A 12,551-nucleotide genomic window follows, 5' to 3' on the forward strand; every position below is an offset into this window, starting at 1 on the left:
CGAGAAATTGTCCAAAACCCAAAGAGCTTATCGCAAGTGCGTAAGTCCTGACATATTCGCGGTCTGCAAGTGCTGGCTGGTGAGGATCTGGCCCCCTCAGCCTGTCAATCATGGCGGCAAAATGCCAGCTTTCTGAAGCTATCATCTGGCTGCATCTTGCTGCGATTTGCTTGCAGGGAGCTAAACATTTCAGCGGGCATTTTATCAGCGGGTTTAGTAGAGAATGACTTGGAGCTTGCTCCATCACTTGCTTTACAAAAAGCGGAACGGACTGAGTTTGAACTTCAAGCAAAAATGACGAAGTATTTAACCTTAAAGACAATCAATTGTAAGTATCAGCACAAATCTATCCTTGTGCTGAGGATGCTGCCTTTTATTGCGTAAGCCGCCGCCAAGGGGAAAACTCTGGCAGCGGCTTGTGCATTTAGAATCGTCTTAGGGGACTCTTCGCATTGCTAGAGAGCGCTGCGAAGCCCAAAGGTGGCTCAGGTAGAGGGGCTAATCTTGGCGATCGCCTGGGAAGGCGGCATCACCACTTTCTTGGCCAGTCCCGTTGCGCGAAGCACCTGGATTGCCCACCAAGTCATGTCGATTTCCCACCAGCGCAGACCTGCCTTGGCCATGTTGGGATAGGTGTGGTGGTTATTGTGCCAACCTTCGCCATAGGCAAAAAGGGCAGCCCACCAGAGATTACGAGAATTGTCGTCGGAGTCAAAGTTGCGATAGCCGAACATATGGGTGGCAGAGTTGATGAACCAAGTGCTGTGCCACACCAAAACCGTCCTGACAAAGATGCCGTACAGCACAAACTGCCAGCCGCCGAGGGCATACAGCACGGCTGCTATAGGGATTTGCAAGAACAGGAAGTAGCGATCGAGGAACTGGTAATAGGGATCACGCGCCATGTCTGGGGCAAAGCGGCGATAGGCTTCTTTGTTAAAGAATTCTTCGCGGGGGAAGATCATCCACAGCAAGTGGCTCCACCAAAAGCCCAGGCTAGCGGCGTAGGGGTCTTTTTCTTCCTCTTCGGTGTGGGCATGGTGCAGGCGGTGGCTCGCAACCCAGAAGATGGGGCCGCCTTCTACGGCGAGAGCGCCGATGGTTCCCAGGATGTATTCCAGCCATTTGGGAACCTGAAAGCTGCGGTGCGTCAGCAGGCGATGATAGCCCAAACAGATGCCAATGCTGGCAGTGAGCCAGTGCAAAAACAGCATGACCCCCAGGGCTGCCCAGGAGAAGTGGAATGGGGCAGTGAGCGCAAGAATGTGGTACACCCCAAAGAAAAAGACGTGTCCCCAACTCAACGGGGGTAGTTTGACACCCTTGAGCGTGGGGCTAAATGAAATCAATGACATAGATCATCCTTAGTGATGAGGCTTGCAGGCCTACTGGGCGATCGCAATATTTAGCTAATAAACAGGTTCCAGAAGAAAAAAGTCGGTCAAGCAGGAGATTAAAGGATGTCCTGAACAAGAGATACCGATGGCTTTTTAACTAGCTCGCTGGGGTGCATCCTGCCTTTTTGGTAAAGATGTCGCTACAGTAGGGGTAATGCAAGTGCTACTTACATCCTGAGCTTAGCAGTAGTCAACCTTTCTGTGCAAGTTTCACTTGCATTTGTCTATGTCGGATCGACGCACCTCCACTCGCCAACGCCTGATTCAGGTTGCTGTGGATTTATTCATGACCCAGGGCGTAGCAGAAACCACGACGCGGCAAATTGCTGAGCAGGCCGGTGTCAATGAAGTGACGCTGTTTCGTCACTTTGGCAATAAACATGGGCTGCTGCTGGCGGTGATGCAAGACAAAGAGGCCCTGAGCCGTTTGGGAATGGCCTTAGGCCAACAATCGACCCAAATGGGCAGCGCCTCGCAAGCCATCAAAGATTATGCCAATGTTCACCTACAGGCGCTAGAACAAATTCAGGAATTTGTGCGATCGCTCATTGGTGAAGCAGGGCACTATCCTGATGAAAACCGACGCGCACTGGGACGGGGGCTGCTCCAGGCCAATCGCTACACGGCACAATACCTGGCGACGATTATGGAACATGAGCAGTTACAAACTTGCTTGCCAACCGAAAAATTGGCTAGTCTGCTCAATAGTATGCTGCTGGGCTACGCAGTCCTGGAATTTACCAGTGAATTTAATAATTTATGGCCGAGTCGAGAGAGTTTTATTGAGGCACTGGTGGAACTGTTTATGTACGGGGCGATCGCCCAACCGCCCGCCGCATCCACACCCCCGACCGCGCCGCCACCAGCTGCGCCGCCCAATGCCCCCACAAAGCGTCCGTCCTCAGTCAATCTGACCCATCCCAGCGAAAAGCCATAGCTTCAAACCGTGGGGTTGGAGGAACTTGGGTTATTTGTTGCAAAGAAACCGCGTAATGGCGCGTCAAAGCCCTCAAGCCTCGATTCTTCATTACGCGAGCCAGCCCTACCACAGACCCCGAACGGCGATCGGCGCAAAGCGCAATTCTCCCGATTCACGCTCGTTTTGATATGAAACGATCAAGATTCCCTGGGGATTAATTTCATAGCGCTGAGCGCCCTGCAACGCCGTCAGATAGCGAAACTCTTGATCCATCAAAAAGCCCTCGCAGGCGCGTTGGGTCGAGGCTAGGGGACTAACGCTCAACTGGCTTCCCGTGGTTTGATAGCGGCCGGTGAACTGATTGCAGCCGCCAAACCCAGACAGGCGATCGCCCACAAACTCCGCCGTCAGCCGCACATCTTGCGACGGCACTCCCGGCTCAATCCCAGCCATCGACACGAGCCGCCAGCTCCCACTGAGGGGGGATGCCTGCGCCACCTGCGGGCGGGACACGCTGACCTGCGCCAGTCCAGGATGCGCGATGCCCACACTCGTCAGCCCCATCGCCAAGGCCGCTAACCCGCAGGCCAATTTGGATGTCAACGCTGGTTTATCGGCAGAGGTGTAACTAGATTTAGTATTCATAAAGGTTGCCTCAAAATCCTTTTTAAAGGGCAGATCTAAAAACATCACCCAAGCATCATAAACGCTTTAGCTGCGGTTTTCTGGCTGGAACTAATTAGGCGGATTACGCAGTCTAACGAAGGAAGACCGCATTTTTGGGGATTCATCGAAACTTTACAAAGTGGGGTTTACGTGTGTTTTGTCCTGCAAAGCGTTGATGCTCACGGGTTGCAGGTCTTTGAGCAAAGCTATGTAACTGGGGATGAGTACAGAGAACGGGGGCGATATTGCTCCGCAAGGCTGCGCCAACGCCCTCACCCTGCGTTCAACCCAACATTCCGTGATACCCTTCTGTAAAGAATCGTAGCGACGGCTTTGCTGCGAATTTTTCGAGTGTTTCGCCTGTAATCCCCGAAAAACCAGTCCCATCTGTCTTCAATTTTGTTCTTGATCCTGAACAATCTGTCTCTGTCGGTGTGAGGTTGTTGTGATTCAAACGCTGAAATACACAGGCTTTTTGCAAGCCCTCGTCAAACTGGGTTTCAAACTGGGCAAACGCTCCTGGTGGCTGACGGCAGTGCTGTGGCTGGTGGCGATCGCCCCTGCCCGCGCCGAGCTTGACCTGCGCGTGTCGATCGAGCGCGACGTGCCCGCCGTGCAAATTGGCAGCAACACCGCCTCTGTTCTCAAAGATGGCTCCGGGCGGGTGCTGGGTCAGCTACCCCAGGGAACGTCGCTCATTGCCACGCCCGACACCACAGGACTAAAAATCAACGACTGGCAACTCAGCGCCGTCTGGCTAGAGCCGCAAAACGGCGGATTTGTTTATATCGACAACCCCAACGACAACACGCGCGGTCGCTACTATCGCGGGCGAGTGCTGGTAGTGCCTACCTCCTCTGGGCTAACCGCTGTAAATTATGTTGACCTGGAGGAATACCTCTACAGTGTGGTAGGCAGCGAAATGCCCGCAAGCTGGCATCTAGAAGCCCTGAAGGCCCAGGCCGTTGCCGCCCGCACCTATGCCCTCTATCAGCGGCAGACTAGTGGCAACACCGTCTTCGACCTAGGCAACACCACACGCTGGCAGGCCTATGGCGGCGCAGAAAAAGAAGCCAGCAGCACGATTGCTGCTGTGCGAGCAACCCGTGGGCAAGTGCTAACCTATAACGGACAACTTATCAACGCGGTTTATCACTCCTCCTCTGGTGGCCATACGGAAAACTCCGAAGATGTGTGGGTAAGTCCGCTGCCCTACCTGCGCGGCGTGCCCGACTATGACCAAGCAGCTCCCGTGTTTCAGTGGACGGAAACCTTTACGGCTGAGCAGATGCGGCAGCGCATTACGGGCGTGGGCAATATCCTCCGGTTTGAACTGGTTCAGGCTTCGCCCAATCAGCGGTTGCGGCGGGTGCGCGTGGTGGGGGACTCAGGCAGCAGAGAGCTAACGGGCGATCAGATGCGACAGGCGCTGAATCTCCGCAGCACCCTGTTTACAATTCAACCCCAGGCAGGTCAAGTGGCCAGCGCTCAGGGCGCAGCGGCTCCCCTTAGCTTCCAGGTGACGGGACGGGGCTTTGGGCATGGCATTGGTATGAGCCAGTATGGTGCGTTTGGCATGGCTTCCCAAGGCTCCAGCTATCGAGACATCGTGACGCATTACTATCGCGGGGCGATTCTGTCGCGCATTCGGGTGCAATAGCGTTGGCTGATTGCGTTCTGCCCAGGCGGTTCTGCTCGTAGCGGTTCTATCTACAGGGTTTCTGCAAAATCCACCTGAAGATCGTGCCGCTGCGTCAGCACCATCGCAATGTCTTTTTCATAGTAGGCGGCCTCGTTGATGAACACGGGAAATACGACCGTTTCGCCCGTGTAGAGCAGCGTTTCTCCAGTTAGTGAGAGAAATATGGGGTCCCCTGGGTTCAGGCTTTCATAATCCCGCCCTTGGAGGTGGGGATGAATCATCGCAGTGATCTGTCCTTCGGTATCTCTGGGATAGGGCACCGTGCCCAAATATTGATAAACCGTTAGCGGCTGCATGGTGACGGGTTGGGTGGTCACGGGTTGGGTGGTCACGGGTTGAGTGGTCACGGGTTGAGTGGGCACGGGCTGCACCTTGGGCAGTGGCTCGTCTCGATTTTGTTGGTCTAGCACATCCAGGATTCGCTGAACCAGCGCCTCGGTGCGCTGAAACAGGTCTGCCTGTAGCACGCCCTGAGCGACTGGGCCAACTTCCAGGCAAATGCCAAACCGACCGAGCGATCGCAGCGCGTCTTGCTGTCGTCCTGAGTTGGCCGAACTATAAATCCGCAGGTCGGGCTGTTGGGCGCTGAGGGCTGCCGCCAGTCGCAGCTTGAACGGGTGATGATCATCCAGGATCAGTGTCATCCCCATGTTCGACGTGGTGCTGTGGATATCGAGAATGACATCGGCGGGTGTGGAGCCGGAGGGCCCAAAGCGACGGTTGATCTCCTGCACCCGACGGACTTCATAATCGATGGGTTCTGGCAGTTCTAGATGGGCGCGATCGCAGCATCGGTTCATATCCTGATCGACATAGCGCACTCCAGCGGCGATCGCCTCCAGATTGCTCAGCAGCGTCATCGTCTCAAAACTGGGGCGCGAGATCAGTTGGGGAGCGTGTTGAAGTCTCCGGATCAGGTAAATTCCCGTCAACTCGTTGCCATGTGTGCCGCCGACCAGCAGCACCCGCCGAATCTTATCCATATTTCTATAGCCTATCTCTATAGCTTACCTTGGTGTCTTACCCATCTCTGTCGAAACTTACCCGCCTGCAATGAGGATGGGGTTGAATCGCGCTTCGCAGACGCAGCCCGTCAGAAGTCTTCAACTGCATCCGTTTTCTCTTAAATCGAGATGAGGCCAGAATAGCGCGAGAAGCTTGGGGATTGCCGCAGTTACAATGCCTGGATGTCGCTACCTATGGCGATCGCACGGGAGGCTATACACCCACCCTCAGAAATGGGGGCTTTATATTCCTATAGATGGAAAAGCCCGTCTCAAACCTATCACTAGGGGCGATCGCCCAACATGCCCTGTGGAAGATACCGCCAAAATCTTACTGATTTATGCTGTGATACAGCAAGATTGAAACAGCGATAAACAGTTATTACGTTGCCCCAAATTAATTCCTTAAAGGGCACTATCGGGTCGCCAATGTATCTCAATCTCGCGCTAATAGTCTCTGAGTTGAGGTGCCAAACGTGCAGAATTTTCTGAATTTTAATGCCTTATTTCTAGTGGAACCTGCGGTTTCTGCTGCCCAGGAGGGTGCAGGCGTATCTCTAGCAGCAGTATTTGTGATTGGCTTTTTGGCTGCGGCAGGGTTGGGGTCTATTGCCTGGTATAACTCTCGCCGCCCAACAGGGTGGGAAGATAAGGATCGTCCTGACATCGTGCCCGAAGTTGATCCGAATCCGCATGTTTAATTTGAGTGCTGACTGGCAAAAATCAGTTAGTCCGATTGAAGCAATGAACTAGAGTTCAGATTTCAATTTAAGGGTTTTGTTTTTGCATTTCTTTGAAGCCTTTTCGGAGCTTTCAAGACTTTCAAAAATGCGGCGATCGCCACCGAAAAGCTTCTCTGAAACCCGCCTACAAATTTATTGGAGGACAATTCCATGTCAACGAACGAACGAGTCGAACGAGACACGTATGATCGCGGTATCATTCCTGCGGAAACCGCTGCCCGCAAAGAGCGCGAAGGTGATGCCTACAAACAAACGCCGACCGCTGAAGGCGACATTGATACGGCTGCGGGCTATACGGTAGACAACGAAGGTCTGGTCAATAACTTTGCCGTGGAACCCGAAATGTATTACGAAGTGCCGGGTGATCTGAAGGCGAAAGAAGAAGCTGAAGCGGCCGCCCGCGCCGCCGAACTCGCCGAAATCAATGACACGGATGAAGATGGCAAGTTGACCGAAGATGAAGACAATCGCAGCAAGGGGGTTGGCGTAATCTGACGCACCTCCAAAACCTGAGTGAAAAAGGGAAGTCCTGTGTATTGCAGGGTGCTTCCCTATTCGTTTAGCGCTCCAGTTTTGAGGGCGGGCACGCCGAAATCTGGCGTTTCTAGCCTGCCAAAGCGGGCAATTGGATAGAACCGGAAGATCGCTCGACCAATAATATTTTCAACCGGCAAAAAGCCCCAAACGTGGGAGTCGTTGCTATTGTTGCGGTTGTCGCCCATGACAAAAACATGGCCGGATGGCACGGTGACGGAACGCATCTCATAGCCTGGTGGCTCTGCGATGTAGGGTTCTGTCAGCGGTTCTCCGTCGATCCAGACCTTGCCCAGGTGAACCTGCACCGTTTGTCCGGGTTGACCAATCACCCGCTTGATAAACGCCTGATCGGTCGTGTAACCCAACTGCTGAAGCTGGGTCGGCGGGTCAAATACCACGATGTCGCCCTGCTTGGGGGGATGCAGCCGATAGGAAATTTTTTCGACCACCAGGCGATCGCCCACTTGCAGCGTCGGCACCATCGAATCAGACGGGATATACCTCGGTTCTGCCACAAATAGCCGAATGACTAGCGCCAGAGCAAGGGCGATCGCCAAAACCAGCCCATTTTCTCGCTGGGTCTTCCAAAAGCTGGCGCTGCGCTGAGTTTCCAAGTCTGGGCGATCGCCCGCAGGCGCTTCGGATGGCTCTGGAGACGCAACCGTTGGGCTGGGTTCGATGGCGTTGGGCAGCGAGGCGTTTGATGCAGGGGGGTCACCGGGCGGAGTCGTCATGGGAAAACGCAGGCGGCTAAAAAGGGCGGTTAAAAGGTGTTTAAAAGGCGTAAAACGATTCTGAGCGTACCTGGTCTAGTTTAGCCCCCAGCAGCACTGCTACGTCCTGAAGCTGGGCCGGGCGATCGCCCACCGCGCAAATTTCCACATCCACGCCTCGCCAGTCAAGGTGCATCTGGCTCAAGGTTTGGCGAATCTGGTCTGGACGGGTGGGTAAATAGCCAAATGTCGGCCACCGCTGCGAGAGCGATCGCCAATCGGCCTGGTAGGGCAAATAGTCTGGCGTTTCTGGATTTGCCTGCACCAGCCACACAGGTTGGTCAAAGCCCTGCTCATAGAGCCAGTCGATCTGACTTTTTAGGGGGGCAATCCCAGAGCCTTCAGCAATGTAGAGGCGCGGTCGGTCGGGAAGGTGCGCCAGCGTCATCAAGCCGTAGGGGCCGCGCAGGGCGATCGCCCCACCGATGGGTAAATCTTGTAAATAGGCGGAACTCCAGCCCACCCGCGACACGCACAATTCCACCTCTGGGCAGCGCGAGGGCGACGACGCGATGGAGTAAATCTTGGTGAACTGCTTGCCGTCTCGCTGAAATCGGGGCCAGACCGACTGCCCCGGCAAAAACCGGAAGGCTGGCTGATCCAGATGCAGGCGAATGGCCTGAATCGTTGGCGTAAGGGCGATCGACGACAGCACCGTACCGACGCAATCCATGGCCGGAAGGGGAGTCGGCGGCGGGGCGATCGCCGAACGAAGCGCAGGCCCGTGAACCTCCGCCTTCGGAGGCTGCGGCCGTTCTAAATGTTGCATCTTTACCTCGACCCGTGCATCGCGGGCATTGCAATGGGCGGCATCGGGCGGGCATTCTGACTTTGAGGCGGGTTCTGTGATGGGCCCTCAGGCCCTCGTCGATCCGCTCATTCACAGCTGCGGCACAGCGCCGGATTTACACCGGACTTTCCCCACAGATACGGCCAAGCTACAGGGCGATCGCCCCTCGCATGGCAAACATCTGCTGCCTGGACTGATCCTCCAGACAACCCGAATTCGTCCCGAAATTGTAGCTCGAATCGGGTCAGGTCGTTGCAAGCTGAAAATTACGGAAAATTACGGATCGTTGCAACCCTGGCAGACCGGGGGCTGGGCTAGCGTCCCTGCCTACTTGGTCAACGGCTGCTTGCGAGTCGATCCGCTGAGTTGCCGCAGCCGCTTTGCGCCCAGCGTTGCGCCTTTGGCCCAGGGCACTTCATGCAGCAGCGTATAGAAGCTAGGGATGATAAACAGCGTTAGCAGCGTCGCCAGCGACAGACCAGAAAACACGACAATTCCCAGCGGCCGCAGGAATTCTGACCCTTCGCCAATGCCCAACGCCAGCGGAAACATCCCCAGCACGGTGGTAATGGTGGTCATCAGGATGGGCTGGAGGCGCTGCGGCGCGGCTCGCAGCATGGCGCTGCGGTGGTCTAACCCTTGCTCTTCGCGGATTTGATTCGCCAGTTCTACCAAAATGATGGCGTTGTTGACCACAATGCCCACCAGCAGCACTGCGCCCACAATCACCGTCGCACCGATCGCCGTTTGGGTCAGGAATAGGCCGAAAATGCCCCCCGCCAGCGCTAGGGGAACTGTCAGCATGATCACCAGCGGATCGACCAGCGAGTTGTATTGCACCGCCATCACCACAAACACCAGAAAGGCGGCCAGCCCCCCCAGCAGAATCAGGGATGAACGCACTTCCTGAGCGCTTTGGGCACTGGCGCTGGGCAGGCGGCTCACGCCTTCGGGCAGCGTCAGCCCAGCCAGGATCGCGTCCGATTCGGCGATCGCATCGCTGAGGTTTGCGCCATCCACCAGGTTGCCCACAATTTGGACAATCTGCCGCTGGTTGATCCGCTGAATTTCTCCAGGCGCTTCGCCGACTTCAATCCGAGCGACATCCGCCAACCGCACAAGCTGTCTACCGCTCGTAAAGACGGGCAGTTGGGCAAGCTGGGCCGGGCGCTGGATGGCATTGTCGGCAAGCTGCACGCGGATATCCACCAGGCGATCGCCCCGCTGAAGTTGGGTCGGAACCGATCCGGTAATGGCGGTCTGAATCGTGTCACCAATGTCTTCGGTGGAAAGTCCCAACTGCGAAGCCCGCTCCCAATCGGGACGCACCTGGATTTCGGGCTGCGCCTGATCCGCATCAGGGCGATAGCGGGCCTGCCTGGCCTGCGAATCGAGCGCCGCCAGCACTTCGCGCCCCGCCTGCTGTAGGGCGCGGGTATCGCTCCCCTGAAGCAAAATGTCCTCGTCGGCCCCCCGCACGGGCGAGTTGTTGACAATCAGCCCCCGCACCGATTCTGGACTCAGCCGCAGGCGCGTTCCCACCAGGTTTAGCCGATTCAGTTCGGCGGTCATCCGCTCAGTAAACTCAGCCACATTGGTTCCTGGCTTTAGGGTAATGGTGCTAGATCCACGCAGCGCGTTGGCGTTGGTGTTGCTGCCAGACAGCGACCCGCCTGCGGTAGAAAAGAGGTACTCTACTTCAGGCTGTTGCAGCAAAACTTGGTCGGCCGCTGCCATCACCCGGCGGTTGTTTTCTAGAGACGTGCCAGGGGCAAACTGGGCGTTGAGCCTTGCCTGTCCGGTGTTGATACGGGGCAAAATCTCCTGTGGCAACTGACCCGCCATCCAAAAGCTGGTTCCGCCAAACAGGGCGATCGCCAGCCCAATCACCACCAGCCGATGCCGCAGCACCCACGATAGCCCCCGCACATAGGTATGCGTTGCATCCGCCAGCCGCGCTCGAAACGCCCGCAGCGGAGCCGAATCGCCCACCCGACTCGACCAGCGCACCGCCAGCAGCCGCGAGGTTAGCATGGGCACGACCGTCAACGCCACAATCAGGGAAGCCGCCACCGCAAAGCTAATGGTGAGAATCAACTGGCTGAACAGTAGCGAAAAGAAGCCGCCAATCAGCAAAAAGGGCAGCACAGACACCAGATTGGTGGTCGTGGACGCGACCAGCGCCGACTCTAGCTGCTGGCTGGCTAATTCCGCTTGCCGCAGGAGAAACGCCGTCGCGCTGACCCGTTTGCCTGTGCGTCCACGGGTCACATTTTCAACATCGCTGCTGGGGGCATAGTCGTTTCTACGGCTGTCATAAATCCCGTTGCCATTCCCATTCCCATTCCCGTTGGCATCGCTATTTCCGCTTCCATTCCCGTTGCCATTGCCATGTCCATTGCTGGAACCGTGACCGTTGCCATGTCCATTGCCGTAACCGTAATCATGCCCGCCGCTGTTCGATTCATCCGGTATTTCCCCATCCTCGGTCGTGCAGTATTCAGCAGTCTCAATGCTGTTTACGGCGCGGCGACGCTTGGCCGCTTCTACACCCTGCACGATGCTCTCCAGCATCACGATGGAGTTGTCTACCACAATGCCCACGCCCAGCGCCAGACCGCCCAGGCTAAACACGTTTAGCGTCAGCCCGAAAGTGCCCATGAGCAAAATCGCAATCAGCGTAGCCAGGGGGATGGCAAAGACAATAATCAGGGTTTGGCGGAGTGAACCCAGGAAGAGGAGGACGGCGATCGCCGCCAGCAGCGCCCCAATCAGTCCCGACATCGCAACGTTGGAAATCGAGTTGCGAATAAACCGCGACTCGTCCAGCGTGGTGCGAACTGCCATACCCGTTGGGAAGATTCCTGCTTGCTCCAGTTCGTCCAGCCGCTGCTTCACACTTTCCACCACCGACACCGTATTGGCATCGGGCTGCTTTTGAATGCTGACCTTGACCGCTGGATCACCGTTCAGCGTCACAAAAATCCGCTGTTCCTCAGTGCCATCCACCACCTGCGCCACATCTCGCAGGTAGACGCGCCGCGCTTCCGGAAAACTGCTGGTCGATGCCTCGCCGCCAGACGCGCTGCTGACCCCGTTTACAGGCAGCGACAGGTTCCGCAGTTCCTCTGCCGACTGGAACCGTCCGACTGTGCGGATCAGCACTTCTGCTTCCCCGCCTTGCAAGCGGCCACCCGATACGTCCTGATTGCGCCCCCGCAGCGCGTTGAGTAGATCGGTCAAGCCTACGCCCAGCGCTTGCAGACGATTGATGTCTACATTCACCTGCACCTCTTCGCGCACGCCGCCCGACACATCCACACTGGCCACCCCCGGCACCACCGACAGTTCCCGCGCCAGTTCTTCGTCGGCAAACACGCGCAGATCAACCGACTGGAGCGAATCGGATGTCAGCGCAAACTCATACACCGGAAGCTGGGACGGGTCAAACTTGAAAATTCGCGGCTCTTGAATCGTGTTGGGCAATCGGCTGCGGGCGCGGTTGAAGGAAGCCGTTGCGTCGTTTAAGGCGCGGTCAATATTGCCCCCAGGACGAAAGTAGAGGTCTACGCTGACCCGTCCCTCCCGCGTCTGGGAATAGATCTGCTGCACACCATCGGTCGCCGAAAATGCCTGCTCCAGCGGCCGCGTAATCTCGTCTACCGCCACCTCTGGCGCAACTCCCGGCGCATCCACCCGCACCCCAATGCGCGGATAGGTAATCGACGGCAGCAAATCCACTGGCAGCCGCACCAGGAAAAATACACCCAGGACGATTGCGGTCAGGGTGAGCATAAGCGTGCCGATGTGGCGGCGGATGGAGAGGGTGCTGAGGGAGGTCATGGGTGGGGAGGGGGGAGAGGGAAGAACGAAGAGAGAAGAGGGAAGAACGAAGAGGGAAGAGGGAAGAACGAAGAGGGAAGAACGAAGAGGGAAGAGGGAAGAACGGAGAGGGAAGAAGTTCCATTTTTCGTTCTTCGTTTTTCGTTTTTTCCATCCTCTCTTCACCCTTCAGACAGA

The 12,551-nt window shown here is 56.4% G+C and carries 12 protein-coding genes and 1 riboswitch; of the genes, 5 read left to right on the forward strand and 7 right to left on the reverse strand.

Going from position 1 to position 12,551, the window contains the following annotated elements:
- Together IGS51_RS13875 and IGS51_RS13880 are read right to left on the reverse strand one after the other, a co-directional pair.
- On the reverse strand, nucleotides 1-292 hold a 292-nt coding region (locus IGS51_RS13875), incomplete at its 3' end, for a hypothetical protein (RefSeq protein ID WP_297079028.1).
- Between the two features lie 193 nt (nucleotides 293-485).
- The gene (locus IGS51_RS13880; protein ID WP_297079030.1) at nucleotides 486-1,355 is read right to left on the reverse strand and encodes a fatty acid desaturase; all 870 of its coding nucleotides are present in this window, start codon (nucleotides 1,353-1,355) and stop codon (nucleotides 486-488) included.
- A gap of 268 nt (nucleotides 1,356-1,623) precedes the next feature.
- Here IGS51_RS13880 and IGS51_RS13885 point away from each other — a divergent pair, with 268 nt between their 5' ends.
- The gene (locus IGS51_RS13885) at nucleotides 1,624-2,334 is read left to right on the forward strand and encodes a TetR/AcrR family transcriptional regulator (RefSeq protein WP_297079031.1); all 711 of its coding nucleotides are present in this window, start codon (nucleotides 1,624-1,626) and stop codon (nucleotides 2,332-2,334) included.
- 105 nt (nucleotides 2,335-2,439) lie between these two features.
- Here IGS51_RS13885 and IGS51_RS13890 read toward each other — a convergent pair whose 3' ends face one another.
- Complete coding sequence (locus IGS51_RS13890) at nucleotides 2,440-2,919, reverse strand: META domain-containing protein (protein WP_297079033.1); 480 nt, start codon at nucleotides 2,917-2,919, stop codon at nucleotides 2,440-2,442.
- A 508-nt stretch (nucleotides 2,920-3,427) separates the two neighbouring features.
- On the opposite strand from IGS51_RS13890, the gene IGS51_RS13895 reads away from it, so the two are divergent.
- The gene (locus IGS51_RS13895) at nucleotides 3,428-4,642 is read left to right on the forward strand and encodes a SpoIID/LytB domain-containing protein (RefSeq protein WP_297079034.1); all 1,215 of its coding nucleotides are present in this window, start codon (nucleotides 3,428-3,430) and stop codon (nucleotides 4,640-4,642) included.
- Between the two features lie 50 nt (nucleotides 4,643-4,692).
- On the opposite strand, the gene IGS51_RS13900 is transcribed toward IGS51_RS13895, so the two are convergent.
- Nucleotides 4,693-5,667: an aspartoacylase gene (locus tag IGS51_RS13900; RefSeq protein WP_297079035.1), complete on the reverse strand. Its 975-nt coding sequence runs from the start codon at nucleotides 5,665-5,667 to the stop codon at nucleotides 4,693-4,695.
- 533 nt (nucleotides 5,668-6,200) lie between these two features.
- Here IGS51_RS13900 and IGS51_RS13905 point away from each other — a divergent pair.
- Both IGS51_RS13905 and IGS51_RS13910 read left to right on the forward strand, forming a co-directional pair.
- Nucleotides 6,201-6,389 carry a hypothetical protein gene (locus tag IGS51_RS13905; RefSeq protein WP_297079046.1) on the forward strand — a complete coding sequence of 63 codons (189 nt, stop codon included), beginning with the start codon at nucleotides 6,201-6,203 and terminating at the stop codon, nucleotides 6,387-6,389.
- Nucleotides 6,390-6,581: 192 nt separating this feature from the next.
- Nucleotides 6,582-6,926 (forward strand): hypothetical protein, encoded by a 345-nt coding sequence (locus IGS51_RS13910; protein WP_297079037.1) that lies wholly within the window; start codon nucleotides 6,582-6,584, stop codon nucleotides 6,924-6,926.
- 56 nt (nucleotides 6,927-6,982) lie between these two features.
- Here IGS51_RS13910 and lepB read toward each other — a convergent pair whose 3' ends face one another.
- The 3 genes from lepB to IGS51_RS13925 form a co-directional block, all read right to left on the reverse strand.
- The gene (lepB, locus tag IGS51_RS13915; RefSeq protein WP_297079039.1) at nucleotides 6,983-7,702 is read right to left on the reverse strand and encodes a signal peptidase I; all 720 of its coding nucleotides are present in this window, start codon (nucleotides 7,700-7,702) and stop codon (nucleotides 6,983-6,985) included.
- Between the two features lie 40 nt (nucleotides 7,703-7,742).
- Entirely contained in the window at nucleotides 7,743-8,510 is a 768-nt protein-coding gene (locus IGS51_RS13920) for an FAD-binding oxidoreductase (protein ID WP_297079041.1), read from the reverse strand.
- A 28-nt stretch (nucleotides 8,511-8,538) separates the two neighbouring features.
- Nucleotides 8,539-8,713: riboswitch (cobalamin riboswitch) on the reverse strand.
- Nucleotides 8,714-8,858: 145 nt separating this feature from the next.
- A complete protein-coding gene (locus IGS51_RS13925) occupies nucleotides 8,859-12,374 on the reverse strand; it encodes an efflux RND transporter permease subunit (RefSeq protein ID WP_297079043.1) in 3,516 nt (1,171 codons plus the stop codon).
- Here IGS51_RS13925 and IGS51_RS13930 point away from each other — a divergent pair.
- Nucleotides 12,349-12,551 (forward strand): hypothetical protein (locus IGS51_RS13930; RefSeq protein ID WP_297079045.1); only part of this gene is annotated, 203 nt, incomplete at its 3' end. The two genes, IGS51_RS13925 and IGS51_RS13930, sit on opposite strands and share 26 nt — an antisense overlap.

The sequence above is a fragment of the Thermoleptolyngbya sp. M55_K2018_002 genome, from assembly GCF_015295965.1.
In the GTDB taxonomy this organism is placed as follows: Bacteria; Cyanobacteriota; Cyanobacteriia; order Elainellales; family Elainellaceae; genus Thermoleptolyngbya; species Thermoleptolyngbya sichuanensis.